The 26,373-nt window shown below is 64.6% G+C and carries 25 protein-coding genes; 16 read left to right on the top strand and 9 right to left on the bottom strand.

The features are described from left to right. Nucleotides 1-230 precede the first annotated feature (230 nt). From LB566_RS08200 to LB566_RS08165, 8 genes are all read left to right on the top strand, one after another. Nucleotides 231-1,484 carry a sarcosine oxidase subunit beta gene (locus LB566_RS08200; protein ID WP_224624003.1) on the top strand — a complete coding sequence of 418 codons (1,254 nt, stop codon included), beginning with the start codon at nt 231-233 and terminating at the stop codon, nt 1,482-1,484. A 10-nt stretch (nt 1,485-1,494) separates the two neighbouring features. Beyond that, nucleotides 1,495-1,854 carry a hypothetical protein gene (locus LB566_RS08195; protein ID WP_224624002.1) on the top strand — a complete coding sequence of 120 codons (360 nt, stop codon included), beginning with the start codon at nt 1,495-1,497 and terminating at the stop codon, nt 1,852-1,854. A gap of 3 nt (nt 1,855-1,857) precedes the next feature. After that, nucleotides 1,858-2,169 carry a sarcosine oxidase subunit delta gene (locus LB566_RS08190; RefSeq protein WP_140549560.1) on the top strand — a complete coding sequence of 104 codons (312 nt, stop codon included), beginning with the start codon at nt 1,858-1,860 and terminating at the stop codon, nt 2,167-2,169. Next, nucleotides 2,166-5,159 (top strand): sarcosine oxidase subunit alpha, encoded by a 2,994-nt coding sequence (locus LB566_RS08185; protein ID WP_224624001.1) that lies wholly within the window; start codon nt 2,166-2,168, stop codon nt 5,157-5,159. The genes LB566_RS08190 and LB566_RS08185 overlap by 4 nt, the downstream gene beginning before the upstream one ends. Then, entirely contained in the window at nt 5,152-5,736 is a 585-nt protein-coding gene (locus LB566_RS08180; protein ID WP_224624000.1) for a sarcosine oxidase subunit gamma, read from the top strand. Before LB566_RS08185 ends, LB566_RS08180 begins: the two co-directional genes overlap by 8 nt. A gap of 57 nt (nt 5,737-5,793) precedes the next feature. Beyond that, nucleotides 5,794-6,015 carry a hypothetical protein gene (locus LB566_RS08175; RefSeq protein ID WP_140549563.1) on the top strand — a complete coding sequence of 74 codons (222 nt, stop codon included), beginning with the start codon at nt 5,794-5,796 and terminating at the stop codon, nt 6,013-6,015. Between the two features lie 79 nt (nt 6,016-6,094). Continuing rightward, complete coding sequence (locus tag LB566_RS08170; protein WP_224623999.1) at nt 6,095-6,880, top strand: ThuA domain-containing protein; 786 nt, start codon at nt 6,095-6,097, stop codon at nt 6,878-6,880. Nucleotides 6,881-6,891: 11 nt separating this feature from the next. After that, complete coding sequence (locus LB566_RS08165) at nt 6,892-7,944, top strand: Gfo/Idh/MocA family protein (protein WP_224623998.1); 1,053 nt, start codon at nt 6,892-6,894, stop codon at nt 7,942-7,944. A 47-nt stretch (nt 7,945-7,991) separates the two neighbouring features. Here LB566_RS08165 and LB566_RS08160 read toward each other — a convergent pair whose 3' ends face one another. The 6 genes from LB566_RS08160 to LB566_RS08135 all read right to left on the bottom strand — a co-directional run bounded on the left by LB566_RS08160 (nt 7,992) and on the right by LB566_RS08135 (nt 12,334). Then, complete coding sequence (locus LB566_RS08160; RefSeq protein ID WP_224623997.1) at nt 7,992-8,240, bottom strand: DUF680 domain-containing protein; 249 nt, start codon at nt 8,238-8,240, stop codon at nt 7,992-7,994. 194 nt (nt 8,241-8,434) lie between these two features. Then, on the bottom strand, nt 8,435-9,079 hold the full coding sequence (locus tag LB566_RS08155) for a TetR/AcrR family transcriptional regulator (protein WP_140496323.1): 645 nt from the start codon (nt 9,077-9,079) through the stop codon (nt 8,435-8,437). A 92-nt stretch (nt 9,080-9,171) separates the two neighbouring features. Then, nucleotides 9,172-9,948 carry an SDR family oxidoreductase gene (locus tag LB566_RS08150; protein ID WP_224623996.1) on the bottom strand — a complete coding sequence of 259 codons (777 nt, stop codon included), beginning with the start codon at nt 9,946-9,948 and terminating at the stop codon, nt 9,172-9,174. Between the two features lie 17 nt (nt 9,949-9,965). Next, nucleotides 9,966-10,997, bottom strand: a complete 1,032-nt coding sequence (locus LB566_RS08145; RefSeq protein ID WP_224623995.1) for a phosphotransferase family protein — start codon at nt 10,995-10,997, stop codon at nt 9,966-9,968. Next, nucleotides 10,994-11,494, bottom strand: coding sequence for a MaoC family dehydratase (locus LB566_RS08140; RefSeq protein WP_263483366.1), 501 nt, complete (start codon nt 11,492-11,494; stop codon nt 10,994-10,996). The genes LB566_RS08145 and LB566_RS08140 overlap by 4 nt, the downstream gene beginning before the upstream one ends. Before the next feature lie 24 nt (nt 11,495-11,518). After that, the gene (locus LB566_RS08135) at nt 11,519-12,334 is read right to left on the bottom strand and encodes an SDR family oxidoreductase (RefSeq protein WP_224623994.1); all 816 of its coding nucleotides are present in this window, start codon (nt 12,332-12,334) and stop codon (nt 11,519-11,521) included. Nucleotides 12,335-12,454: 120 nt separating this feature from the next. On the opposite strand from LB566_RS08135, the gene LB566_RS08130 reads away from it, so the two are divergent. From LB566_RS08130 to LB566_RS08105, 6 genes are all read left to right on the top strand, one after another. Continuing rightward, complete coding sequence (locus LB566_RS08130) at nt 12,455-13,693, top strand: acyl-CoA dehydrogenase family protein (RefSeq protein WP_224623993.1); 1,239 nt, start codon at nt 12,455-12,457, stop codon at nt 13,691-13,693. A 25-nt stretch (nt 13,694-13,718) separates the two neighbouring features. Beyond that, a complete protein-coding gene (locus LB566_RS08125; RefSeq protein ID WP_224623992.1) occupies nt 13,719-14,756 on the top strand; it encodes a zinc-binding dehydrogenase in 1,038 nt (345 codons plus the stop codon). 222 nt (nt 14,757-14,978) lie between these two features. Further along, nucleotides 14,979-16,145 (top strand): glycosyltransferase family 87 protein, encoded by a 1,167-nt coding sequence (locus tag LB566_RS08120; RefSeq protein ID WP_224623991.1) that lies wholly within the window; start codon nt 14,979-14,981, stop codon nt 16,143-16,145. Beyond that, a complete protein-coding gene (locus LB566_RS08115; protein ID WP_140549574.1) occupies nt 16,138-17,124 on the top strand; it encodes a glycosyltransferase family 2 protein in 987 nt (328 codons plus the stop codon). Before LB566_RS08120 ends, LB566_RS08115 begins: the two co-directional genes overlap by 8 nt. Beyond that, the gene (locus tag LB566_RS08110) at nt 17,121-17,942 is read left to right on the top strand and encodes a ChbG/HpnK family deacetylase (protein ID WP_224623990.1); all 822 of its coding nucleotides are present in this window, start codon (nt 17,121-17,123) and stop codon (nt 17,940-17,942) included. Before LB566_RS08115 ends, LB566_RS08110 begins: the two co-directional genes overlap by 4 nt. Then, entirely contained in the window at nt 17,939-18,346 is a 408-nt protein-coding gene (locus LB566_RS08105) for a GtrA family protein (protein WP_140496314.1), read from the top strand. The genes LB566_RS08110 and LB566_RS08105 overlap by 4 nt, the downstream gene beginning before the upstream one ends. A gap of 55 nt (nt 18,347-18,401) precedes the next feature. Here LB566_RS08105 and LB566_RS08100 read toward each other — a convergent pair whose 3' ends face one another. The 3 genes from LB566_RS08100 to LB566_RS08090 all read right to left on the bottom strand — a co-directional run bounded on the left by LB566_RS08100 (nt 18,402) and on the right by LB566_RS08090 (nt 23,792). Further along, complete coding sequence (locus LB566_RS08100) at nt 18,402-21,533, bottom strand: efflux RND transporter permease subunit (protein ID WP_224623989.1); 3,132 nt, start codon at nt 21,531-21,533, stop codon at nt 18,402-18,404. After that, on the bottom strand, nt 21,530-22,687 hold the full coding sequence (locus LB566_RS08095; protein ID WP_224623988.1) for an efflux RND transporter periplasmic adaptor subunit: 1,158 nt from the start codon (nt 22,685-22,687) through the stop codon (nt 21,530-21,532). The genes LB566_RS08100 and LB566_RS08095 overlap by 4 nt, the downstream gene beginning before the upstream one ends. Nucleotides 22,688-22,967: 280 nt before the next feature. Beyond that, complete coding sequence (locus tag LB566_RS08090; protein WP_224623987.1) at nt 22,968-23,792, bottom strand: MurR/RpiR family transcriptional regulator; 825 nt, start codon at nt 23,790-23,792, stop codon at nt 22,968-22,970. Nucleotides 23,793-23,936: 144 nt separating this feature from the next. Here LB566_RS08090 and LB566_RS08085 point away from each other — a divergent pair, with 144 nt between their 5' ends. Both LB566_RS08085 and LB566_RS08080 read left to right on the top strand, forming a co-directional pair. After that, a complete protein-coding gene (locus LB566_RS08085) occupies nt 23,937-24,755 on the top strand; it encodes an N-formylglutamate amidohydrolase (RefSeq protein WP_224623986.1) in 819 nt (272 codons plus the stop codon). Nucleotides 24,756-24,774: 19 nt separating this feature from the next. Then, a complete protein-coding gene (locus LB566_RS08080) occupies nt 24,775-26,331 on the top strand; it encodes an amino acid permease (protein WP_224623985.1) in 1,557 nt (518 codons plus the stop codon). The last annotated feature ends 42 nt before the right edge of the window (nt 26,332-26,373 follow it).

The following is a 26,373-nucleotide window of genomic DNA, read 5'->3' as shown; positions in this document are numbered from 1 at the left end:
CCGGTGGTTGGATGCGTCGTCGCAAATGAGCATGGCCGCGGCCACCCGAAAGCTGCGAACCCCACCGATTCCTGGTTTCGCACACGGTGACAGGTTGCGGCGCAAAACGGCAAGCGCCGTCGCAAACAGCGCAAGGGTGGCAGCGCTGTTTCGCTAGTGATACACCTCGCGCGCCGGGGAAATTGCTAGCCCGGCCGCAAATCCGCGAGACTTTGGCGCGAGGCTGGAACGTGAAGAAATACTCTGTATTCGCCATCGCGCGTGAGGCCATGCGCGGCCACAAGGGCTGGGAGGAGCAATGGTCCTCGCCGGAGCCGAAGAAGGAATACGACGTCGTCATCGTGGGCGCCGGCGGCCATGGCCTGGCCACCGCCTACTATCTCGCCACCGTGCACGGCATCACCAATGTCGCGGTGCTGGAGAAGGGCTGGCTGGGCGGTGGCAATACCGGCCGCAACACCACCATCATCCGGTCCAACTACCTCTATGACGAGAGCGCCGGCATCTACGACCATGCGCTGAAATTGTGGGACGGGCTCAGCCAGGAGCTCAATTACAACGTCATGTATTCGGCGCGCGGCGTCATGATGCTGGCGCACAATGTGCACGACATCCAGGTGCTGAAGCGCCATGTCCACGCCAACCGGCTGAACGGCATCGACAATGAATGGCTAACGCCGGAGCAGGCGAAGGAATTCTGCCCGCCGCTCAATATTTCCGGGGATGCGCGCTACCCGGTCGTCGGCGCCGCCCTGCAGCGGCGCGGCGGCACGGCGCGCCATGACGCGGTCGCCTGGGGCTATGCGCGCGGCGCCTCGGCGCGGGGCGTGCACATCATTCAGAATTGCGAGGTCACCGGCGTCAAGCGTGCGGCCAACGGCGCGGTGACCGGCGTCGAGACGACGCGCGGCTTCATCGGCGCCAAGAAGGTCGGCGTCGTCGCCGCCGGGCACTCCTCGGTCATCATGAACATGGCCGGCGTGCGCATGCCGCTGGAAAGCTACCCGCTGCAGGCGCTGGTATCGGAGCCGGTCAAGCCGGTGGTCCCCTGCGTGGTGATGTCGAACACGGTGCATGCCTATATCTCGCAGTCCGACAAGGGCGAACTGGTGATCGGTGCCGGCACCGACCAGTACGTGTCCTATTCGCAAACCGGCGGCCTGCACATATTGCAGCATACGCTCGACGCCATTTGCGAGATGTTCCCGATCTTCACGCGCATGAAGATGCTGCGTTCCTGGGGCGGTATCGTCGACGTGACGCCCGACCGCTCGCCGATCCTGGCCAAGACGCCGGTGCCCGGCCTCTACGTCAATTGCGGCTGGGGCACGGGCGGCTTCAAGGCGACGCCCGGCTCCGGCCATGTCTTTGCCCACACCATCGCCAGGGACGATCCGCATCCGATCAACGCGCCCTTCACCATCGAGCGCTTCCGCACCGGCCGCCTCATCGACGAGGCAGCGGCGGCGGCGGTGGCGCACTAAGGGGCGTGTGTTGACGAAGAAAACGAACAGACGATTTCTCATGATGGGCGCCGGCGCAGTGCTCCTCACATTATTGGCTGCGCAAGTGCATCAGCAGACGGGCTCTGAAGTTGCCTACTCTCTGGTGGGCGCCTTCATGTTCGCCGCTTTTATCTTCGTCGCCGTCCTTGGAATCGCACCGTGGGCGGGAATGTTCGGCCTGAAATATCCCATCCAAAACACCAAAGGATTTCGCGCCGACTACGCGGCGGAGCCTGAGAAGGAAGTTGGTCCATATGCATCACAAGGTTGGCGACAACGGATGGAACGTGTCGGTCTCCGCAATACGAAGGCATTTGGGCTCTATATCGAACCTGACGAGAAAAGCTGACCCATGCTGTTGATCCGCTGCCCCTATTGCGAGGAAGAACGTCCGGAACTCGAGTTCCGGAACGCCGGCGAGGCGCACATCGCGCGCTCGTCCAACATATCAGGCGAGAGCGACGACGATTTCGAAAAATTCTTCTTCATCCGCTCGAATCCCAAGGGCATCATCTATGAGCGCTGGCGGCACATGCATGGCTGTGCGCGCTTCTTCAACGCCGTGCGCGACACCGTCACCGACAAGTTCGTCATGACCTACAAGGCCGGCGAGCCGAAGCCTTCCAAACTGCCCAAAAACTCCAGCGAAGTGGTTGCCAAATGAGCGGCGCGTTCCGCATACCGAGCGCCGGCCGCCTGAGCCAGGCCAAGACCGCCCGCTTCAGCTTCGACGGTCAGTCCTTCATCGGCATCGAAGGCGATACGCTGGCTTCGGCGCTGCTGGCCAACGGCGTGCACCTGGTCGGCCGCTCGTTCAAATATCACCGGCCGCGGGGCGTGCTGTCGGCAGGCGCGGAGGAGCCCAACGCGCTGGTGCAGATCGTGCGCGACGACGCGCGCAAGACGCCGAATGTGCGCGCGACCGTGCAGGAGCTCTATGACGGGCTCGCGGCCAACTCGCAGAACCGCTGGCCGTCGCTGTCCTTCGACGTCAGCGCGGTCAACGATCTGGCGTCGCCGCTGTTTTCGGCCGGCTTCTATTACAAGACCTTCATGTGGCCGAAGGCGGCGTGGAAGAGCCTCTACGAACCCAAGATCCGCGAAGCCGCCGGGCTTGGCGTGTCTCCCGACAGGCCGGATCCCGACCATTATTCGTCGCGTTACGCGCATTGCGACGTGCTGGTGCTGGGCGGCGGCGCGGCCGGCATCGCGGCGGCATTGGCAGCGGCTGAAACCGGCGTGCGCGTCATTCTGGCCGATGAGCAGGCCGAATTCGGCGGCAGCCTGCGCTTCGAGAGCGGCGCGAAGATCGACGGCCAGGGCGGCTTTGCCTGGGCGCAGGCGGCGATCGCCAGGCTGAAAGGCATGGACAATGTCCGCGTGCTGTCGCGCACGACTGCCTTCGGCTACTACGCACAGAACTTCGTCGGCCTGGTCGAACGGGTCAGCGACCATTTGCAAAATCCCGGCCACGCCCTGCCGCGCGAGCGGCTGTGGCAAGTGCGCGCCAGGCGCGTGGTGCTGGCTTCGGGGGCCATCGAGCGCCACATGGTGTTCGCCAACAACGACCGGCCGGGCATCATGCTGGCCTCGGCCGCGCGCACCTACCTCAATCACTATGGCGTCGCGGTGGGCAAAAATGTCGGCGTCTACACCGCCAATGATTCCGCTTACGCTGCGGCGATCGACCTGAAGAAGGCCGGCGTCAACATCGCGGCTATCGTCGATCTGCGCGACAATCCGACCGGGCCGGTGATCGACGAAGCAAGGACGCTCGGCATCGAGATCAATTTCGGCCGCGCGGTGATCCGGGCCGGCGGCAAGCTGCGCGTCTCGTCGATGACCGTGCAGCCGAAGAATGGCGGCGGCGAGCGCACCATTGCGGTCGATGCGATCCTGATGTCGGCCGGCTGGACGCCGTCGGTGCACCTGTTCTCGCAGTCGCGCGGCAAGGTCGCCTTCAATGACGAAACCAAGCGCTTCGTGCCCGGCACCTATGCACAGGACTGCATCTCTGTCGGCGCCTGTAACGGCACGGACGGCCTGTCGGCGACCCTCGACGAGGCCTATGCGGCAGGAGCCAAGGCGGCAAAGGACGCCGGCGCGAAGGCCGCCAAGGGTACAAAGCCCAAAGTCGACGCCTCGGAAAGCTGGTCGCGCGGCATGCTGGGCGCCGCCCCGGGCGCCGGTCCGGATACGACGGTGAAGGCCTTCGTCGATTTCCAGAACGACGTCACTGCCAAGGACATCCGCCAGGCGGTGCATGAGGGCATGCGCTCGATCGAGCATGTCAAGCGCTTCACCACCAACGGCATGGCGACCGACCAGGGCAAGACCTCGAACATGCACGGCCTGGCGATTGCCGCCGAGACGCTTGGCAAGCCGATCCCCGAGGTGGGCCTCACCACGTTCCGCGCCCCCTATACGCCGGTGACCTTCGGCGCCATCGTCAGCCATGCGCGCGGCCCGCTGTTCGACCCGACACGCAAGACGGCGATCCATCCCTGGGCTGAAGCCCAAGGCGCCGTGTTCGAGGATGTCGGGCAGTGGAAGCGCGCCTGGTACTTCCCCAAGGCAGGCGAGGACATGCATGCGGCGGTCGACCGCGAGTGCGTCGCCGTTCGAAACACGGCCGGCCTGTTCGACGCCTCGACGCTGGGCAAGATCGAGGTGATCGGCCCCGATGCGGCCAAGTTCATGGAGCTGCTCTACACCAATCCCTGGGAAAAGCTGGAGCCCGGCCGCTGCCGCTACGGCATCATGCTGCGCGAGGACGGCTTCATCTATGATGATGGCGTCGTCGGCAGGCTGGCGCCAGACCGTTTCCATGTGACGACGACGACGGGCGGCGCGCCGCGCGTCATGAACCATATGGAGGACTATCTCCAGACCGAGTTCCCGCATCTCAATGTCTGGCTGACGTCGATCACCGAGCAATGGGCTGTTATCGCCGTGCAGGGGCCGAAATCGCGCGACATCATCGCGCCGCTGGTCGAAGGCATCGACATGTCGGACGAGGCGCTGCCGCATATGTCGGTGCGCGAGGGCAAGATATGCGGCGTGCCGACAAGGTTGTTTCGCATGTCGTTCACCGGCGAGCGCGGCTTCGAGGTCAATGTGCCGGCGGACTACGGCCAGGCCGTCTGGGAAGCGCTGTGGGCCGAGGGCCAGAAGCATGGCGCCACAGCCTACGGCACCGAGGCGATGCACGTGCTGCGCGCCGAGAAGGGCTACATCATCGTCGGCCAGGATACCGACGGCACAGTGACGCCCAACGATGCCGGGCTCGACTGGGCGGTCGGCAAGAAGAAGACCGATTTCGTCGGCATCCGCGGCATGATGCGACCGGACCTGGTCGCCAAGGGCCGCAAGCAGCTGGTCGGCCTCAAGACCAAGGATCCCAAGGTGGTGCTGGAAGAAGGCGCGCAGATCGTCGAGGATCCCAGGCAGGCGATCCCGATGAAGATGATCGGCCATGTCACATCGAGCTATTGGTCGCAGAATTGCGGCCGCTCGATCGCCCTGGCGCTGGTCGCCGGCGGCCGCGCACGCATGGGCGACACGCTCTACGTGCCGATGCCGAGCGGGACGATCGAAGTGGAGGTTTCCGGCATGGTGTTCTTCGACGAGACGGGAGGCCGCCTCAATGGCTAAGGCTGCGGCAAAGAAAGCGGCTCCGGCCGCATCACCGGCGGCCGAGCGCCGTCCGGCGCTCGCTGGGCGGACCATCTCCGCGACAGGCGCCAAGGTCGAGGTGCTGCCACCTGCCGAGCGTATCTCGCTGCGCGCGCCGGAGGCTTCGCTTGCCGCCCTCTCGAAGGCGCTCGGCGTGACCTTGCCGAAAAAGCCGAAGACGTCCGTGTCGAAGGGCGGGCGCACCGCGCTGTGGCTTGGACCGGATGAGTGGATGATCATCGACGAGGCCGGCAACTACCCGCTCGCCGATTGTGCAAAGATTTCCGCCCTGCATTCCGCTGTCGGCATCTCGCATCGCAACGTCGCGATATCGGTCGCCGGTCCGGCCGCGGCCGCGGCAATCAATTCGGGCTGCCCGCAGGATCTTTCGCCCGAAGCCTTCCCGGTGGGTGCCGCCTCGCGCACCATTCTCGGCAAGGCCGAGATCGTTCTGCTGCGCACGGCGCAAGACGCCTTCCGGGTCGAGTGCTGGCGTTCCTTCTCGGATTATGTCTTTACTTTCCTCTCCGAGGGAGCACGCGACGCGGCGGCCTGACCCGGCAACGTGTGCCGCCCGCGTCCGTTCGCGGCAACAGGTCGAGGGAGAATGCCGATGCCATCGAAGTCCACGCCGAAGTCGCCCGGCAAAAGCTCGGCCGTGCGCTCCCTGGAGCATGAGCGGCATCACGGTGCCGACGCCGAAGAGGAACTCGAGGAAGGCCTCGAGGACACGTTCCCGGCCAGCGATCCGGTGTCTATCACCGGGACGGCTATCCCTGGCGCCCCCGCAAGACCCGGCAAAGCCAAGACCGTTCCCGGACGCAAGCGCCGCTGATTTCCCCAGTTTCGGTTGAGAGCCATCTTCCCAAGACAACGCCAGGTGAGATATTCAAAGCGCTTTGAGAGATCGTAAAATGCCGGTAAAAGCCGTCGTCTGGGGCGAGAACGTCCACGAGCAGACCAATGCCGCCGTGCGCGGCCTCTATCCCCTGGGCATGCATGGAACCATTGCAGCCGCGCTCAACCAGGACAAGGGCATCGAAGCGACCACCGCCACCTTGCAGGAACCGGAGCACGGCTTGAGCGAAGGCCGGCTGGCTGCCACAGATGTCCTGCTCTGGTGGGGCCATGCCGCCCATGGCGAGGTCAAGGACGAGATCGTCGAGCGCGTGCAGAAACGGGTCTGGGAAGGCATGGGTCTGATCGTGCTCCATTCCGGACACTACTCGAAGATCTTCAAGCGGTTGATGGGCACGCCTTGTTCGCTGAAATGGCGCGAGGCGGGCGAGCGCGAGCGCGTCTGGGCCATCAACCGCGGCCATCCGATCGCGCAGGGCATCGGCGAGTGCCTGGAGATCGGCGAGACGGAGATGTATGGCGAGCCCTTCGCGGTGCCGGAGCCGCTGGAGACGGTGTTCGTCTCCTGGTACGAAGGCGGCGAAGTCTTCCGGTCGGGGCTGACCTATCAGCGCGGCGCCGGACGGATCTTCTATTTCTCGCCCGGCCACGAGACCTACCCGATCTACCACAATGAAGGCGTGCAGCAGGTGCTGCGCAACGCCGTGCATTGGGCGCACAATCCCGCACCCGCATGGTCCGGTATCACCAACGCGCCGAACGTGCCGACAGACCAGGCCAAGGAGAAGATCGTCCAGAAAGGCTTGCGCCTGCATGCCGACGGCGACAAGGGCTTGAGCTAAGGGCTGAGTTGATGGCGCACCGCCTCCTTCTGCTCGGTACCGGTGGCATTGCCGGACATCACGTCGAGGAGTTCGCCGGGATTCCTGGCTGCACGATCGTCGCCTGCGTCGACCAGGTGCCGGGTCGCGCGGCGATGTTCGCCGCCGCCAACCAGATCAGCCACTCTTTCGAGAGCCTGGAGGCAGCGATCGGCTGGGGCGCGTTCGACGCCGCCATCAACGCGACGCCGGACGGCGTGCACAAGGCCACGACGCTGGCGCTGCTTGCCCGGGGAAAACATGTCTTTTGCGAAAAGCCGCTGGCGCCGAACCATGCCGATGCGCTCGCAATGACGGAAGCGGCCGAGGCGGCCGGGGTCGTCAACATGGTCAACCTAACCTACCGCAACTCACCGGCGATTCACGAAGCGCGACGCATGGTGCAGGCCGGCGAGATCGGCGCATTGCGGCATGCCGAGGCGAGTTACAAACAGAGCTGGTTGGTCAGCAAGTCATGGGGCGACTGGCGGGTCGAGGACAAATGGCTTTGGCGCCTGTCCAACCGGCACGGCTCGACGGGCGTGCTCGGCGATGTCGGTATCCACATTCTGGATTTCGCAAGCTATGGCGCCGACCAGGACATCGCCACCCTGCACGCCGATCTGGTGACGTTTCCCAAGGCCGAAGGCGATCGGATCGGCGATTATGTGCTTGATGCCAACGACAGTGTCGCGATGACGGCGCGGTTCAAATCCGGAGCGCTGGCCACGATCGTCGCCAGCCGCTACATGACTGGCCACACCAACGACCTGTCGCTGGCCATGCATGGCACCAGGGGCGCCATCAAGGTCGAGACCGACGGCAAGGTTTCGCACCTGTCGGCCTGCCTGGGCGTGGACATCGATCAGCCGCGTTGGCGGACTCTGGCGCCGCCGGACGTCAAGCGCAACGCGCTGCGTTTTGCCGAAGCGCTCGATACGGGAAGGAACGGCGATCCATCCTTCCGTCGCGCCGCCGACATGCAGAGGCTGATCGACGCGGCCTTCGAGAGTTCGTCGGCCAGGCTGCCGGTCACGATCGCCTGAGAACGTTCTGGCCGGCTTTTTGCCGGCCGGACGCGATTCCCGCAATCTCAGAACGCGCTCGGCACGATCCAGGGATTGATGCTGATGCCGAGCCGCGGGCCCTTGCCTTCAGCCGTGTTTTCCGTGGAAGCCTTCTTCTCGACCGAGCCGGTCGAGGCGCAATCGAGCTTCACATTGGTCCTGGTGTCGACGCAGGTCGCGGCGTGCACGTGCTTGACCGGGTGGGTCGTGTTGGCCGCAAAGGCCGAGCCCGAAAGTGCCAGCACGGCGGCGAGGGTGAGGAGGGTCTTTTTCATTGTCGGTCTCCGGGTTCGATGGGCGATTTATTTTCGTACATGTACGGTATTCCGTACAAATACGCCCACCGATCGCGAAGTTCAAGCCAGAATCGTACGCGTACGGAAATTTTTTGTTAACCAAGAAAATCCGCCCCGCTTGGCACGTTAAACGCGGAGCGGCGATGAAGCGTGGAAACGCAAGGAGATATCGATCAGCAGTTGACCGGTGTCTCGGTCAGCGGGGGCACGTTCTGCGTGCTGAGCGTGGCAAGAGTGAAATCGCACATCCGTTTCACGAAAGCCTGCGGATCACCGAAGGGGTAAAAGGGGAAGGTGATCAGCAGCGAAATGGTGCCGTGGCCGACCGCCCACAGCATGGTGGCGATGGCGCGCGGATCGCCCTGCAACTTCCCCGCGGCGACGCAGGCCTCGACCCTGCTGATCAGCACCTTCATCGCCGGGTTGCTTTCTTCCATGTCCTCGTAGCTCCGGCCTGCCGGCAGCTTGGTCTTTTCGGTCATGAAGACGGTGCGGTATTCATTGGGATTGCCAAGCCCGAACGCGGCGTATTCCGTCATCACCGCTTGCAGCGCCTCGATCGGATCGTCGGAAGGATGCTCCTCGATGCGCCGGGCAAGCGTCTCGAACGCATCCTCGGCCAGCGCGAACAATATGTCCTGCTTGTCGGCGAAATAGGAATAGACCGACATCGGCGCGTAGCCGACGCGCTTGGCCAGTTTGCGGATGGTCAGCCCCTCATAGCCTTCCTCCTGCACGAGCTTGTGCGCGGCCTCGACAAGTTCGGAACGCTGTTCGGCCTTTTGTTTCTCTCGGCGTGTCTGGGCACTCACCGGCAATGTCGCCTGCCTCTGCTGGTTGGGGGCCAACTGAATTATATACGCTGTACGGAAACGGACAAGAGCGCGGCAGGTTCCCAAGCGGCAAGGCGTCAGATCGCACCGACGCCGCCGTCGACTGCCAGCGCGTGGCCGGTCATGAAGGAGTTGGCGGGATCGGCCGCGAACAGGATGACGGTGGTGATCTCATCCACTTCGGCCACCCTCCTCATCGGCACGCCGCGCGTCAGTTCGGCCAGGGCGTCGGCCTCCGGCGCGCCGGAGACGCGCACGAAACTGTCGACCATCGCCGTTCTCGTGTGCGCCGGACAGACCGCGTTTATGCGCAGGCCCTTGCTGGCGTATTCAATTGCCGCCGACCGGGTCAGCCCGACCACGCCGTGCTTGGCGGCAGCATAGATCGAAAGCTTAGGCGCGCCACCCAGTCCGGCGGCGGAGGCGGTGTTGACGATGGCGCCGCCCTTGCCGTCCGCCTTGAACTGCCGCTCCATCTGCGGGATCTGGTGCTTCATGGCATAGAAGACGCCGAGCAGGTCGATTTCGATCACGCGGCGCGCCTCCTCCGAGGCGACCTGCGGCAAGCGCACGAAACTCTGCACGATGCCGGCATTGTTGACCGCGACATCCAGCCGGCCGAATCTTTCAACCGCCAGCGCCACCAGCGCCTGAGACAGCGCCTCGTCGGCGATGTTGCCGGCCAGGATCGCCGTCTCGGCATCGAGCGTTTCGGCAAAGCTCCTCAAGGTTACTTCATCCAGGTCGGAGAGAACCAGCCGCGCGCCTTCGGCGGCAAAACCTTTGGCGGCGCCGCGGCCAAGCCCGCCCGCGGCACCCGTGATCAACACCGTTTTTCCGTCGAAGCGGCCCATCGATCACTCCTTGTCGATCAGTTTCGGTCGATCAGTTTCACTGCGAGATGCGACAGCAGCTTCACCGCCTCGCCATAGGTCCTGGCCTTTTCCGGATTGGAGGCGTTGCCGTCCAGCGCGCGCCTGTAGACGCCCTGGCAGATCGCGGCCAGCCGGAAGAAGGAGAAAGCGAGGAAGAACGTCCAGTCGCCGATGCCGGTGAGCCCGCGCCGCCGGCAATAGGTGGCGACATAGTCTTCTTCCAAGGGCAGGCCGAGCGCGGCGCGGTCGATACCCCCCAAGCCGCGAAAGCCCGAGCTATGCGGCAGGCGCCATTGCATGCACTGGTAGGCGATATCGGCAAATGGGTGACCTGATGTCGATAGTTCCCAGTCGAGCACCGCCAGCACCTTTGGCCGGTCCGGCGCGAATATCAGATTGTCCAGCCGGTAGTCGCCATGCACCAGCGAGACACGGCCATCGTCGGCGGGCATGTGCGTCTCCAGCCAGTCGATCAGCCGGTCCATATCGGCAATGGCACCGGTTTCCGAGGCGCGGTACTGGCTGGTCCAGCGCGCCAGCTGGCGCGCGAAATAATTGCCGGGCCGGCCGAAATCGCCGAGACCCACGGCCTCGATATCGACGTCGTGCAAGGCGGAGAGTGTGGCGTTCATGGCATCGTAGATCGCGGCGCGCTCGTCATTGTCGCGCGCTTCCGGCAGGGCCGGATCCCAAAAGATGCGGCCGTCGATGAAATCCATGACGTAGAACATGCGGCCGATCGGCGAGTTCTCGGCCGAGAGATGCAGCATCCGTGGCACCGGCACGGCGGTGCCTGAAAGCGCGCTCATCACCCTGAATTCACGGTCGACCTGGTGTGCCGATTTCAGCAACTGCCCCGGCGGCTTGGCGCGCAGCACGTAGCGGCCGCCGGCCGCCGTCAACAGATAGGTCGGGTTGGATTGGCCGGATTTGAATTTTTCGATCGAGGAAAGCCCGGCAAAACCGGGGATCCGCGCCTCGAGATAGGGCGAAAGCGCTGCCTGGTCGAGCGCGTTCGGGTCCCTCATGCGGTCTCGGGCTGGCGTTCGATCAGGGTCAGCGTCAGCCAGCGCGCGGTCAACGCCGGTTTCTTCGAGCCCTCGATCTCGATGGTCACGTCATGCGCGGTCTGCACCCAACCCGAGGGTCTGACCTTGACGTCGGCCAGCACGAAACGGGTGCGGATGCGCGCGCCGGTCTTTACCGGCGCCAGGAATCGCAGCGAATCGAAGCCGTGGTTGACGCCCATCTTGCCGTTTTCCAGCGGCGGCATGGTCTCGAAGGTCATTGCCGACAGCAGCGACAGCGACAGGAAGCCATGCGCGATGGTGCCGCCGAACGGCGTCTCGCGCTTGGCCCGCTCGGGATCGCAATGAATGAACTGGTGATCGTCGGTCGCGTCGGCGAACTGGTCGATCATGCGCTGCGTGACCACCCGCCATGGCGACACGCCCACCTCCTTGCCGACGCTGGCCAGAAGCACATCGAGACTGATCGGTTCCACGCGGATGTCCTCCAGTTTCATTCCCGGCTTCCCCGGCCGGAAATGTCATTCCTTGAACAGAGTCAGCCCATGCTGCACCGACTGTCCGCCGTCAATGGGCAGGATGGCGCCGGTGACATAGCTGCCTGCACGGCTGCACAAATAGAGCGTTGCGCCGGCAATGTCATCCGGGGCGCCGATCCGGCCGATCGGAACGTGGCTGCCGACATGCCTGGCCTGTTCCTCCGTGGCGGTGGCAAATGCCGTCATCCGGCTCTGGAAGGGGCCAGGGGCAAAGGCGTTCACGGTGATGCGGCGGCCGGCGAATTCCAGCGCCAGGGTGCGCGTCAGATGATGAACGGCCGCCTTGGAGGCGGTGTAGGAATAGGCGTCGTCGGCCAGCGGCTGCGTGCCCATCACCGAGCCCAGATTGATGACCCGGGCCGGATCCTCGTCGCTGGCCGCGGCTTCGAGCAGCGGCAGCAATTCGCGGGTCAGGTGGAAGACGGCGGTGACGTTGACGCCGAACACCTTGGCCCAGGCATGATAGGGGAAGCTCTCCAACGGCGCTCCCCAGGACACGCCGGCATTGTTGACAAGGATATGCAGCCGGTCGGCTCGCGCCTTGACCTCGCCGACCAAGGCGGCAATGCCGGCCTCGCTGGAAACGTCTCCGGCAAAGCCTTCCGCCCGGCCCGGCGCGCCAAGCCCGTTCAAGTCCTCGGCGACTTTGATGCAGTCCTCGCCCTTGCGCGAGGCGATCATCACCGTTGCGCCGGCCTTGACGAGGCCCGTCGCCGCCATGCGGCCGATGCCGGTCGCCGCGCCCGTGACCAGCGCGGTCTTGCCGGCCACCGAAAAAAGATCGTCGAGATAGCTCATCGAACTCCTGCGCCTTTCATCGGCGGATCGGGGAAAGCGTTCGCGTTGACAAGGCTATCCGAAGTACGGTCATCCTTGCCACTGACAAAATGCCCGGCCTGAATGAAGGGTTAGCGACCGATGACGGAGATGAATCTCGGCATGACGGAGCGGCTGAAGCCGATCCACGCGCGCGTCGCGGCCATGGTGCGCGACGAGATCATGCCGCTCGACAAGGAATTCCTCGGTGAAGTCGGCAAGGCGGGCGACCGCTGGACATACACGCGGCGCCAGACCGAGATCCTCGAAGGGCTGAAGAAGACCGCACGGGAGCGCGGCCTGTGGAATTTCTGGCTGACCGGCTCGGAACGCGGCTATGGCCTTTCCACCGTCGAATACGCCTATCTGGCCGAGGAGATGGGCAAGGCGCATCTCGGCGCCGAGACCTTCAACTGCTCGGCGCCCGACACCGGCAACATGGAGGTGCTGGAGCGCTACGGCTCGGCGGAGCACAAGAAGGCTTGGCTGGAGCCGCTTCTCGATGGAAAGATCCGCTCGGCCTATCTGATGACCGAGCCGGACGTCGCCTCGTCGGACGCTACTAACATTTCGATGCGCTGCGAACGGCGCGGCGACAGCTATGTGCTGAACGGCGAGAAATGGTGGGCCTCGGGTGCCGGCGATCCACGCTGCGCCATCTATATCGTCATGGTGAAGACCTCCGATGGAGAGCCGAAGCACAGTCGGCATTCGATGATCCTTGTGCCGGCGGACACCAGGGGTGTCAGCAAGCTCCGTCCGATGCAGGTCTATGGCGACGACGACGCGCCGCATGGCCATATGCATCTTCGCTTCGACAATGTGCTGGTGCCGGCGTCGAACCTGATCCTCGGCGAGGGCAGGGGTTTCGAGATCGCGCAAGGCCGCCTCGGCCCCGGCCGCATCCATCACTGCATGCGGGCCATCGGCCAGGCCGAGATGGCGCTGGAGTTGCTGTGCCAGCGTTCGGTCTGCCGCGAGGCGTTCGGCCAGCCACTGGCGAAGCTGGGCGCCAATTTCGACATCATCGCCGAATGCCGGATGGAGATCGAGATGGCCCGCCTGCTCTGCCTCAAGGCGGCGTGGATGATCGACCAGGGCGACGCGCGCGCCGCCGCACCCTGGATCAGCCAGATCAAGGTGGTCGCGCCACGCGTGGCGCTGAAGGTCACCGATGAGGCGGTACAGATGTTCGGCGCGCAAGGAATCAGCCAGGACACGCCGCTGGCGCGCTCGTGGACGCATCTGAGAACCCTGCGCCTCGCCGACGGGCCGGATGCCGTGCATCGCCGCCAGGTGGCGCGGGCGGAGCTGAAGAAATACACGCAGGAGAAGGTCTGAGGCCGCCCGGTCAAGGAGACAGCCGATGAGCATCCCGTCCGAGATGAAGGCGCTGCTGCTGGTCGGCGACGGCTATAGCAGGACGCCGAGCGGCAGCGCGCTGGAGGCGATGGAGCCTTATCTCCAGCCAGGCAGTATCGCAGTGCCGGCGCCTGGGCCGACGCAAGTGCTGATCAAGGTCAGCCTTGCGTCGATCAATCCGTCCGATGTCGCCTTCATCAAGGGCCAGTACGGCCAGCCGCGGGTCAAGGGCCGGCCGGCCGGCTTCGAAGGCGTCGGCGCGGTCGTTGCTGGCGGCAACGAGCCCTACCCCAAGAGCCTCGTCGGCAAGCGCGTTGCCTTTGCCACCGGGCTCTCCAATTGGGGCTCATGGGCCGATTATGCCGTTGCCGAAGCCGCCGCCTGCATTCCGCTCCTCGACACCCTGCGCGACGAGGATGGGGCTGCCATGATCGTCAATCCGCTCACCGCGATCGCGATGTTCGACATCGTCAGCCGAGAGGGCGAAAGGGCCTTCGTCATGACCGCGGGCGCCAGCCAGCTCTGCAAGCTGATCATCGGGCTGGCCAGGGAGGAAGGATTCCGGCCTGTCGTCACCGTGCGCCGCGACGAGCAGATCGCGCTGCTGAAGGAAATCGGCGCCGCCCATGTACTCAACGAGAAGTCGCCCGATTTCGAAGCCTCGCTGCGCGAGGTGATAAAGGCCGAACAGCCGCGCATCTTCCTCGATGCGGTAACCGGGCCACTGGCCTCGGCCATCTTCAACGCCATGCCGAAACGCTCGCGTTGGATCATCTATGGACGGCTCGACCCCGAGGCCACGGTCATCCGCGAACCCGGCCAGCTGATTTTCCAGCACAAGCACATAGAGGGCTTCTGGCTGAGCGAATGGATGCGGCAGCATAAGGATCGCCGCGGTCCTGCGATCCTCGAGGCGCAGAAGCGCTTTTCCGACGGGCGCTGGACGACCGACGTGGCGGCTGTGGTGCCGCTGGCCGAGGCGATGGCGCGCGTGCCGGCGGAACTGGCCAGGCCCAATGGCAAGGTGTTCATTCGGCCGTAACGCGGGGGGCGCGGTTGAGCTGCATTCCGGTCCATCCAGCAGCTGCTATAACCTTCGAGGGCCGGAAGGTAGGTGGTTTGTTGGCTGCGATCGTTCAATGTCATCGGCGGCCACGCCGTTCGATCCCCCTATGCCACCCCGCTTTGTCCGTGATATGCCGCCGCCAATGAACGCTGGGACAGTGCTGGACCGGGCCTGTTCCGGATTGGTGTGGGGTGCTTGATGAGGATTTCCAAGCCGGTTTTCGACCGTCTGGGGCTTAGCCTGTGGATCGGGGCGTTCGCGGTCGTGCTTGGCCTGGTCCTGTGGTCGCCCGACGCGCGCACCGTGTTGCACGCCTACAGATATGGCAGTGTGGAGTTTCTGGCCGGCCGGCCGCTCTACGACCTCGAGTCCGAGATGGGATACCTTTACACGCCCGCCTTCGCCGCGCTCTATATTCCGTTCTTGAACCTGGGGCCGCATCTTGGCGGGCTGGCCTGGCATGCCCTCGGTTTCGCCGTTCTCACCCTTGCCGCGGCGCGGCAGGTGCGCAAGCTGGGCGGACAGGAGCAGACCTGGCTGCTTTCCTTCGGCCTCTTCCTCGCTTTGCCGATGACGCTGGGCGCCATCCGCAACGGGCAGGCGACAATCCTGCTGACCGGCGCCTGCTGGCTCTTGACCCTGTCGGCACTGGAAGGACGGCGTGCGGAGACCTTTCTCTGGGCCTCGCTTGCCATCACGGCCAAGCCGACCGCGATCATCATGCTGCTGTTGGTGGGGGCGTTGCGCCCGCGGCTGATACCGGCCCTTGTGCTGGCGGTGCTGTTCGTGCTCGCCATACCCTACGCTTTCGCTCCCGCCGGCTACCTGAACGAGCAGTATGGCGATTTCGCCCGCATGCTGACGTCGATGGCCGTCGACAAGACCAGCCATTTTGTTCCGACCGATTTCACCGCTCCCTTTATCGAGATGGGGCTGCCCGTTCCGGACTCGGTTGCCACGGCGGTGCGCGTCGTGATCGGCCTGCTGACGCTCTCGATCGTGCTCTGGTTCGACCGCAAGCTCGAACAAGGAGCGGCCGGACTCGCCATCTTCCTGACGGCGGCCTTCTACATGTGCGTCTTCAACCCGCGCGTCGAGCCCAACACCTATGCAATGATCGCGGTGCCCGCCGGCCTTGCCATTGCCCTGTTGTGGCGCGAAGAAAAAGGTGGCGTCCTGGCCTGCGTGCTGTCCATGACTTTATTCCTGACAGGTTTGACCGGTGTCGAGCGCCACATGCATGACTTTCTCTATCCCTGGTTTCGGCCGATCACGGTCACTTTCATCGCCTGCTTCCTGATATGGTGGTTCTGGGCCAAGGCGCGACAAAAATTGGTGAATGCGGAGCCTGTCGCCCATGGCTGAGATGCGCCCGACACTCGATATCGTCGCACCGTTCTTCAACGAGGCGCAATCGGCAACGGCTTTCGCGGCATTGCTCGACGCGCTCGAGGCGGCGGTGTCGAGCCGCTTCGGCATGCAGGTCCACAAGATCCTGGTCGACGACGGCAGCCGGGACGATAGCGCCCGGCGGTTTTCGCAGGCGCTTTCGGGATCCTGGGAAATCGTGCGCCTCAGCCGCAATTTCGGCAAGGAGGTCGCCGTGCTCGCCGGCCTCGACCACTCGCGGGGCGACATGGTGCTTGTCATGGACGCGGATCTGCAGCACTCCCTGGAGACCAGCCTGAAGATGATCGTCGAGCTGGCCGAGAATCCGGACGTCGATGTCGTCTACGCGCAGAACGACCGGCGCGGGGCAAGCTGGCGGCGCAGCCAGTTGGCGAAACTGTTCTACAGCCTGATCAACAGCAGCCAGCGGTTCGATATTCCCGAGAATGCAGGCGACTTTCGCGTCATGCGCGGCACCGTGGCGCGCGCATTGACCAGCCTGCGCGACAAAAGGCGCTTCAACAAGGGCCTGTTCGCCTGGGCCGGCTTCCGCCAGAAGGCCATATCCTATTCGCCGGAAAACCGCGCCAGCGGCAAGTCGAAATGGAGCCGGCTCAACCTGATCGCCTTTTCGCTAGAGGGGTTTACGTCCTTTTCGGTTATTCCGCTGCGCCTGATCAGCCTCAGCGGACTGCTTGCGGCGTTTGCCGGCGCGGTCTACGGCGCGAAAGTGCTCTTCGAGGTACTGTTCTACGGCATTGCCGTTCCAGGCTATCCGAGCCTGCTGGTCGCCGTGGTGCTGCTCGGCGGCCTCAACCTGACACTTCTCGGGCTGATCGGTGAATATGTCTGGGTCACGCTCAGCGAAAGCAAGGACCGCCCGGTTTACATCGTGCGCGATATCGTGCGCAGCGATATTCCCGCCAGGTCGGCGCCGGGCGTTCCCGGGGCATGATGCGTGGCATCCGCCTGATCGCCGACGATTACGGCCTGGCGCCCGGCGTCTCGGCGGCGATCCTCGACCTGCTCGATCGCGGGCGGCTTACGGGCACCGGTTGCATGACCGGTTTCGCGGAATGGCCGGGGGAGGCGGAACGCATCAAGCCGCTGTGCGGCCGGGTCGCCGTCGGCCTGCATCTGACCTTGACGGACCAGCCGGCCGTGACCGGGCCGTCGAGCCTGGCGCCGGAAGGCCGGCTGCCGCCGCTCCGCTCGCTGGCATTGCCGATCCTGCGCGGCAGCATCGAGACCTGCGACGTCCATGCTGAGCTCGACGCCCAATTTGGCCGCTTCGTCGAGGGGCTCGGGCGCCGGCCCGATTTCATCGACGGCCACCAGCATGTGCATTTCCTGCCTGTCGTGCGCAAATGGCTGCGGGGGTGTTTCGCCGGAGATGCCGGCAGACCGTGGCTGCGCGGCGCGCCGGCGCTGGCCGGCAGCGGAGCGGCGGCATCGAAAATTGCGGCGATCGCCGCCCTGGCAACTGGGTTCAACCGATCCATGCGGCGCGCCGGCTTCACCGTGAGGGCGCCGCTCGCCGGCATCTATGACTGGCGGCAGCCGGAAAAGTTCGCGCCCGGTCTGCAAACCGCCGTTGAAAGCCTGCCGGAAGAGGGACTGTTCATGTGCCATCCCGGGCATGTCGACGAGACGTTGCGTTCACGCGACCCGATGCAAGATGTGCGCGAAGTCGAATTCGCGGTTCTCGCCTCCGATCATTTCGGCGCAAGCCTGGCTCACGCGCGTGTCGGCATCATGGACGGCATGGCATGAGTGCCGATCAGTCCCGGCGTTCGACCGGCAACAAGATTATCCGCTTCGCCATCGTCGGCCTGGTGAACACGGCCATCGACCTTGCCGGTTTCTTTCTGCTGCTCAAGCTGCACGTGCCGCCGCTGCCCGCCAACGTTGCGTCCTGGTTCATTGCCGTCACCTTCTCCTTCGCGGCCAACGGCTTCTGGTCGTTCGAGCGCGATCCGGCCATCCGGCTGCATCATGCCTTTCTTCGCTTCGCCTCGCTCGGCGCGCTGATTTCGCTCGGTGTCTCCAGCCTCGCGATCGCGCTGTTCGCCGGTGTCGTCGGCGTTTGGCCGGCAAAAATCGGCGGGGTGGTTGTGGCGGCGGTGCTGAATTTCCTCGCCGCGCGCTGGTCGATCGAGGGCCGTCTGCTGAAATAGCAGCCTATTTCCCCACGAAAATTCCGGACCCGCTACACGGACTCCTGGAATTTCCCTATTCAGCCGGCTCCACATCCGTGTAGGCGGCTTCCTCGAGTTCGCGCTTCAGCCGCGCCTCCTCGTGGGTCTTCGGCGTGACGAAGCGGCCGAGCAAGAGATAGGCGACGGGGGTCAGGAACAGCGTCGAGACGGTGGCCAGCCCCAGTCCGCCGACGATCACCCAGCCGAGCGCGATACGGGCCTCGGCACCGGCGCCCGCCGCCAGCACCAGCGGCACGCCGCCGAGCACGGTGCAGATCATTGTCATCATCACCGGGCGCAAGCGAATGGTCGAGGCCTGTTCGATCGCCTCGCGCACGCCCAGTCCGCGATCGCGCAGCTGGTTTGCGAATTCGACGATCAGGATGCCGTTCTTGGCCATGACGCCGACCAGCAGCACCAGGCCTATCTGGCTGTAGGCGTTGAGGCTGGTGCCCGAGAGCAGAAGCGCGAAGATGGCGCAGGCGAGGCCGAGCGGCACTGTCGCCATGATGATGACGGCGCTGACGAAGCTCTCGAATTGCGCGGCAAGCACCAGCAGGATGATGACCAGGGCAAAACCGAAGATGGTGACCATGGCGCTGTTGGTCTCACCCAGCGTCGCCGCCTCGGCCAATGGCACGATGCGGCTGCCCGGCGGCAGAAGCGGCGTTGCGATCTCCTCGGCGCGCGTAAGGGCCGAGCCGAGCGCGAAACCGCCGCCGAGGTTGGAGGTGATCGCCACCGATGGCTGCTGCTGTTCGCGCGACAGCGAGGGCGGCACGGCACGCTCGGTCAGCGTGGCGATGGTCGACATCGGCACGAAACGGCCGTCAGCCGTCTTCAGGAAGACGTTCTCCAGGTCGGTCGGATCGTTGATCGGGTTGGTGGTCGAAACCAGCTTCACCCCGTAGCTGCGGTCGGCGATGTAGACATCGACGACGTCGTTGCCGTCGAGCATGGCCTGCATGGTGTTGGCCAGCCCGGTGATGTCGATGCCGAGATCGGAGGCGCGCTCGCGGTCGATCGCGACGGAGAGCTGCGGCTGGGTCGGGTCGATGGAAAGACGAGGCGTCTGGAAACGCGGATCCTTCTGCATCTCGGCGATGATCTTGACGGCCGCGTCGCCGAGCGCCTTGCGGTCGTTGCCGACCAGCGCGAACTGCAGGCCGTTGCCGGCGCCACGGATGCCGAGGCTGTTGGGCTGCACAGGGAAGATGCGCACGCTGGGCACCTGGCGGGTGAGCTGGCTGATCTCGGCCATGATCTCCTGCTGGCTGCGGCTGCGCTCGTCCCAGGGCGCCAGCGTCATCACCATGAAGCCTGAATTATAGGCGCCGTTCTGGCCGGCGCTCTCGAAAGTGCTGACGATTTCGCCGGAATCACGCAGCGGCTGGATCAGTTTTTCGATCTTCTGCATCTGCTGCGTCGTGTAATCGAGGCTGACGCCTTGCGGGGCGCTGATGCGAAGCAGCACGACCGCGCGATCCTCGGTCGGCGTCAATTCCTGGCGGATGGTGCCGAACAGCGTGAATGCGGTGCCGGCGAACAGCAGCGCCACCAGCACCACAATCCACGGCGCGTCGAGGCAGACATGCAGGCTGCGCCGGTAGGCCGCGTTCAGCGCGCCGCCGATGCGTGCGCCGACGCCGTTGCCGCCCTCGTGGTGGAGGGCAGCTGTGGACAGCATGCGCGAGGCAAGCATGGGGCAAAGCGTCAGCGCGACCACGCAGGACAACAGCACCGACATGGCGAGCACGAAGCCGAATTCGCGGAACAGGCCGCCGGTCTGGCCCGGCAGGAAGGAGATCGGCACGAAGACGGCGACCAGGGTCAGCGTGGTGGCGATGACGGCGAAGAACACCTCTTGTGCGCCGAGCACAGCGGCGGCACGCGGCCCCATGCCTTGATTGCGCCGCCGCACGATGTTTTCCAAGACGACGATCGCGTCATCGACGACAAGCCCCGTCGCCAGCACCAGGGCCAGCAGCGTCAGGATGTTGATCGAGAAACCGGCGAGATAGATCGCCGCAATGGTGCCGATCATGGCGACGGGCATCGACAGGCCCGGAATGAGCGTGGCGCGCCAGTCGAGAAGAAAGGCATAAATGACGACCAGAACGATGGAGACGGAAAGCGCGAGCGCGATCTCCACCTCGTGCACGGCGCCGTTGACGAACACCGCGTCGTCGCTGGTGACCTTGATCGACATGCCTTGCGGCAGGTTTGCCTGCAATTTCTCGACGGCGGCCTTGACGCCGGTGGAGATGTCCAGCGTGTTCGATTCCGCCTGGCGGATGATGCCGATGCCGATGCCGGTCTTGCCGTCCGAACGCAACGTGGTTTGGCCGATGTCGGGGCCGAGCGTGACAGTGGCGACATCGCGGATGCGCGTCGTGCCGCCAATGATGATGTTCTCGAATTCTTCCGGCGTCGTCACATCGGCCGTGGTGCGAACGATCAGGTCCTGATCGGTCGTGGTGATCGAGCCGGCGGGTGAATCGAAGGCGACCGAGGCAAGGGCGGTCCTGAGGTCGGCGACGGTGAAACCCAGGCTGGCGAGCTTGTTCTGGTCGACGTCGATGCGGAAGATCTTGTCGCGGTCGCCATAGACCTGGACGTCGGCAACGCCTGGAACGGCGGCCAGTTCGTCCTCGATCTGGTCCTGGACCACGACGGTCATGTCCTGCACCGACATGGTGTCGGAGGTGACGGCCAGGCGCATCACGGGGTCGGAGTTGGCGTCGGCCTTGACGATGCGCGGCGGATCGGCCGTCTCCGGCATCTGGTTGGCGACGCGGCCGACGGCATCGCGCACATCCGAGGCCCCGACATTGAGGTCGACGCCGTCGTTGAATTCGATGGTGACGCGGCTCGAGCCGAAGGAGGAGGTCGACGAGATCGACTTGACGCCGGAAACGCGGGCGACAGCTCCCTCGATCGTGTCGGTCAGTTCGCGATCGACCGTTTCGGCCGCCGCGCCTTCGAAAGTCGTGGAAACGGTGACGACGGCGCGGTCGACATCAGGCAGTTCCCGGATCTCGACGCCGTAGAAGGCGGCGAGGCCGGCGACCGCGATGAGGACATTCAGCACCAAGGCCATGACCGGCCTGCGGATGAACAGGGCGGTAAAGCCGGTCTCGCTGGCGGTGTTGACGGCTCCGGTCATGAGCCTTCGGCCGCGTTCGCGGCGCGCTGCTCTCCGCGGGCGATGCGGACTTCGCCGCCCTCGCTGACGCTCTGGGTGCCTTCGGTCACCACCATATCGCCACTGTCCAGCTCCGCGTCGATCAACACGGTTTCGGTGTTGCGCTGGATGATGCGCACCGGCACCCGCTTGGCCTTGCCGTTCTCGACCGCCCACACGTAAGCGCCGTCCGAGCCCCACAGGATCGCCAGCGGGCTGACGGCGGGGTAGGTCTCGCCGGGGAATTTCATGGTGATGGCGAACGACATGCCGGCGCGCAGCGAATCGGCCGGATTGGCGATCGTCGCCTTGACCAGAAGCGTACGGCTGTTCTCATCGATGTGGTTGTCGATGGCCGAAACCGTGCCGGTATAGCTGTTGCCGGGATTGGCGATCGGCGTCGCCGACAATTGCGCGCCGATCTTGACGGCGGCGGCGAAGCGCTCCGGCACCAGGAAATCGACAAGGATCGAGGACCGGTCGTCGAGCGTGGCGATCGCCGACTGGTTGGTCACATAATTGCCGGCGGAGATCGGCAGGATGCCGACCGTGCCGGAGATCGGCGCGAGAACAGACCGGCGGTGCAGCGCGAGTTCCGCATCCTGTAGCGCCAGCTTGGCGCCGGCCAGCACCACTTCGGCATCGGCGACGGCGACCGGTGTCGCCGCATTGGAGGCGCGTAGCGACCTGACCCGGTCGAGCTTGGCCTGTGCGTCCTGAAGCGCGAGCCGGGCACGGTCCTGGGCGATCACTTCGGTCTCGGAATCAAGGGTCGCGATGACCTGTCCCTTGTCGACATGGGTGCCGGACGAAACCAGCAATTCGGCGAGACGGCCGGAGGAGTAGGGATTGACCGTCACCGACGCATTGGCGCGGCCGGTGCCTATGGCCTGGAGCCGATCGTTTATGGTCGCGGAAATAGCGGGCACGACGACGACGTTGACCTGACGGGCTCGCTCGCCGCCAGCGGATTTCGTGCCGGCGCCAGTTTTTTCAGCCGGAGGCGTTGCCGCGTAGGCCCAGTCTATTCCCCAGCGCGCCAGCACGTCCGGCGCGCCCGGAAAAAAGCGCAGCCAGGCGGCAGCAGCCACCACCAACACCACAAGGGCGAAAAGTATCTGTTTCCAGGCGGCCATCGGCACTCCGGTTGGCAAAACAATCCTTCCGTCCACCGGTTTCCCGAAATAAGCAGACGCAGCGGGGCTATTCTAAGGCAAGAAGCAAGCCCCCGATATCGTGCCTTTATGACAATTCTTCAGTGTCCACGCACATTAAATATGCGTAACGTTGGCGGTATTCGTGTCGTTTTGATTTTTTAGTTCGCTTCGAGCCGGACTTTCGAGATTACAACGCTGGCTATGCGGCCCCGACGCCAGTTTCGGGCCGAAATCGTTTCAGACTTATCCCGGGGCTGCATCAACGCAGGCCTTCCATCTCGCGGATGCGCCGGGCGCCGTCGGCCTCGAGTTGCCTTGTGACGGCACCGATCAGCGTTTCGGCGACGACGAAGAGCGCCGCCGAGGAGTCCCACGCCGAAGGCACGGCGGTTCGCCCGGCGATGACGTGGCGGGCGAAGCGGGCGATCGGCGACAGCCACTGGTCGGTGAACAGCACGATCTGCACGCCACGCTGATGCGCCTTCTCGGCGAAACGGATGAGGCTGTCCTGGTAGCGCCTGATGTCGAAAATGACCAGCACGTCGCGCTTGCCCATGTCGATCAGCCTGTCGCGCCACATGCTTTCCTGGCCGGCGAGGTGAATGACGTCAGGCTGGATGATGGCGAGGTGGGCGGCCATGTAGCGCGCCAGCGGGTCGGTGAAGCGGCCGCCGATCAGGAATGTCTTGCCGCGACGCTCGGCGAGGCGGGACGCGATGTCGGCAAGCTGCTTGTCGGACAGATGCCGGAACGTCTCGCGCATATTGTCGAGCGTTGCCTCCAGCATCGGCGACGCCGTGCCGCCGGGCAAGGGCGGATTGAGCGTGCGGATCGCAGGGGACTGCAATTGCGCCGCCAGTTCGTCCTGCAGGCTCGACTGGAATTCCGGATAGTTCTGGAAGCCGAGCCTGGCGACGAAACGCAGGATCGTGGGCGAGGACACGCCGGCCGCGGACGAGAATTCGGCGACAGTCTTCAGGCCGATCATCGGATAGCTCGCTATCAGCGTCTGGGCCGCGCGCCGCTCGCCGGCCGGCATCATGCCGATGCGGTCGGCGATCAATTCGGCAATACTGGAAATCATCTTTTCCCACCCCTGGCCCGGCCGACGGTGTTTTCCCCAAATCGCATTTGACAAAGCCGGACAAACTGTATGAAATCATCCATAGGGACGCAATGAGGCAAAATTCGTAACATACGATACAGCGCTCCCCGGGGACCGCAGACTATGGAGAAAGCACGGCCCGCCAGCCTTGCATCGTCTGGTGCCGTAAGGGTGACCAACCCGGGCGGATCGAGCCCCTTCGTGCTCACCTGCGACCACGCCTCCAATTTCCTGCCTGCCGAATTCGGAACGCTCGGTCTCACCGCCGAGGACCTGTCGCGTCACATCGCCTGGGATCCTGGCGCGCTGCCGGTTGCGCTGCGCATGGCGCAGGCGCTCGATGCGACGCTGGTCGAAACCTGCATCTCGCGTCTCGTCATCGACTGCAACCGGCCGCTTGACGCGCCGGACCTGGTGCCGCCGGTCAGCGAAACCACAGCCATACCGGGCAACACCGGCCTGTCTGAAAAGCAGCGCGCGGCGCGGGTCGCCCTGTCATGGCAGCCGTTCCATAGCGCCATCGAGCATATTGTCGAAGACAGGCTGGCGCGCGGCCAGGAGACGCGGCTGGTATCGGTGCATTCCTTCACGCCCGTCTACAAAGGCCGCGACCGGCCCTGGCATATCGGCATCATTCACGATGACGACCGCCGGCTGGCGGCGCCGCTGATATCGGCGCTGCGGCGGCTTGCCGGCATCACCGTCGGCGTCAACGAACCCTATTCGCCGGCCGACCGCGTCTATTTTACGCTGGAACGCCATGCGCGCCCGCGCGGGCTGCCCTGCGCGATGATCGAAATCCGCAACGATGAAATCTCCGGCGAAACCGGGCAGCGGAAATGGGCGGATCTGCTCACAGGCATCTTTTCGGATCTGGAGCCCGAGGAGACCAGGGGCGCCAGGGAACACGCAGTGGGAAAGTCAGTTCAATCGGCCAGCTGAGAACGCAAGGGGACTAAAAATGGCAGCACCTGGATATACCGAAGTTGACAAGGCGGAGGACGTCAAGGTCCTCCACAGCATGGGCTACGCCCAGGAACTGGAGCGGCGCCTCAGCCGCTTTTCGAACTTCGCCGTTTCCTTCTCCATCATCTGCATCCTGTCGGGCGGCATCAATTCGCTGGCGCAGGCAACGTCGGGCGCCGGCGGCATCGGCATCGGCATAGGCTGGCTGGTCGGCTGCTTCGTCTCGTTGACTTTCGCCGTCGCCATGTCGCAGATCAGCTCGGCCTATCCGACGGCCGGCGGGCTCTATCATTGGGGCTCGATCCTGGGCAACCGCGGCACCGGCTGGGTCACGGCCTGGCTCAACCTGCTCGGCCTGATCACCGTGCTCGGCGCCATCAATGTCGGCACCTGGACCTTCTTCATCGGCGCCTTCGGACCGGCGCTCGGTATCGAAGGCACGCTGACCAACCAGATGATCTTTCTGGTCATCATCACCGGCGCCCAGGCGCTGATCAACCATCTCGGCATCAAGCTGACGGCCAAGCTCACCGACTTCTCGGGCTACCTCATCTTCTTCGGCTCGATCCTGATCGCGGTGGTCTGCCTGCTCTCCGCCGAAACCTGGGATTTCAGCCGGCTGTTCACCTTCCATAACTACTCCGGCGATGCCGGAGGCGGCGTCTGGCCGTCGGTTTCGAACGCCTGGGTGTTCGCGCTCGGCCTCCTGCTGCCGATCTACACCATCACCGGTTACGACGCCTCGGCGCATACGTCCGAGGAGACCATCAAGGCGGCCAGTTCGGTGCCGCGCGCCATGGTCATGTCGGTGATCTGGTCGGCGGTCTTCGGCTATCTGTTCCTGGCCGCCTTCGTGCTGATGATCCCGAACATGGACGATGCCGCCAAGCAAGGCTGGAACGTGTTCTTCTGGGCCTTCGACCAACGCGTCAGCCCTGGCCTCAAGGAGTTCGTCTACCTCGTCGTGTTCGTCGCTCAGCTGCTGTGCGGCCTCGCTACCGTCACATCGGCGTCGCGCATGATCTTCGCCTTCTCGCGTGATGGCGGCCTGCCGGGTTCCTCGGCACTGGCCAAGGTCAGCCCGACCTACCGCACGCCGGTGGCGGCGATCTGGACGGCATCGATCCTGTCGGTGCTGTTCGTCTGGGGTTCGACGCTGGTTTCGGTCGCCGGCACCTCGGCCTACACCATCGTGGTCTCCTGCACCGTCATCTTCCTGTTCCTGTCCTTCACCGTACCGATCGTGCTCGGCATGCTGGCCTGGGGCACGCCGAAGTGGGACAAGATGGGACCGTGGAACATGGGGCGCGGCGTGTTCATGCTGTTTGCGGTCCTGTCGATCGTGTCGATGATCCTGATCTTCGTCATCGGCATCCAGCCGCCGAACGACTGGGCGCTCTACATCACCGTCGGCTTCTTCATCCTGACCGCGATCGTCTGGTTTGCCTTCGAGAGAAACCGCTTCCAGGGCCCGCCGCTCGGCGACATCATCGCGGCGCGCCAGGCGGCGATCAAGGCGGCTGAGCAGGCCGTCGGCGAAACCGGCCACTGAGGCCAGCCTCTCACAGCCGTGGCCGGCACCTTGCCGGCCACG

Origin of the sequence: Mesorhizobium sp. CA13 (assembly GCF_020165235.1) — a bacterium.
Classification (GTDB): domain Bacteria; phylum Pseudomonadota; class Alphaproteobacteria; order Rhizobiales; family Rhizobiaceae; genus Mesorhizobium.
This window is presented reverse-complemented; position numbering and strand designations above follow the sequence as displayed.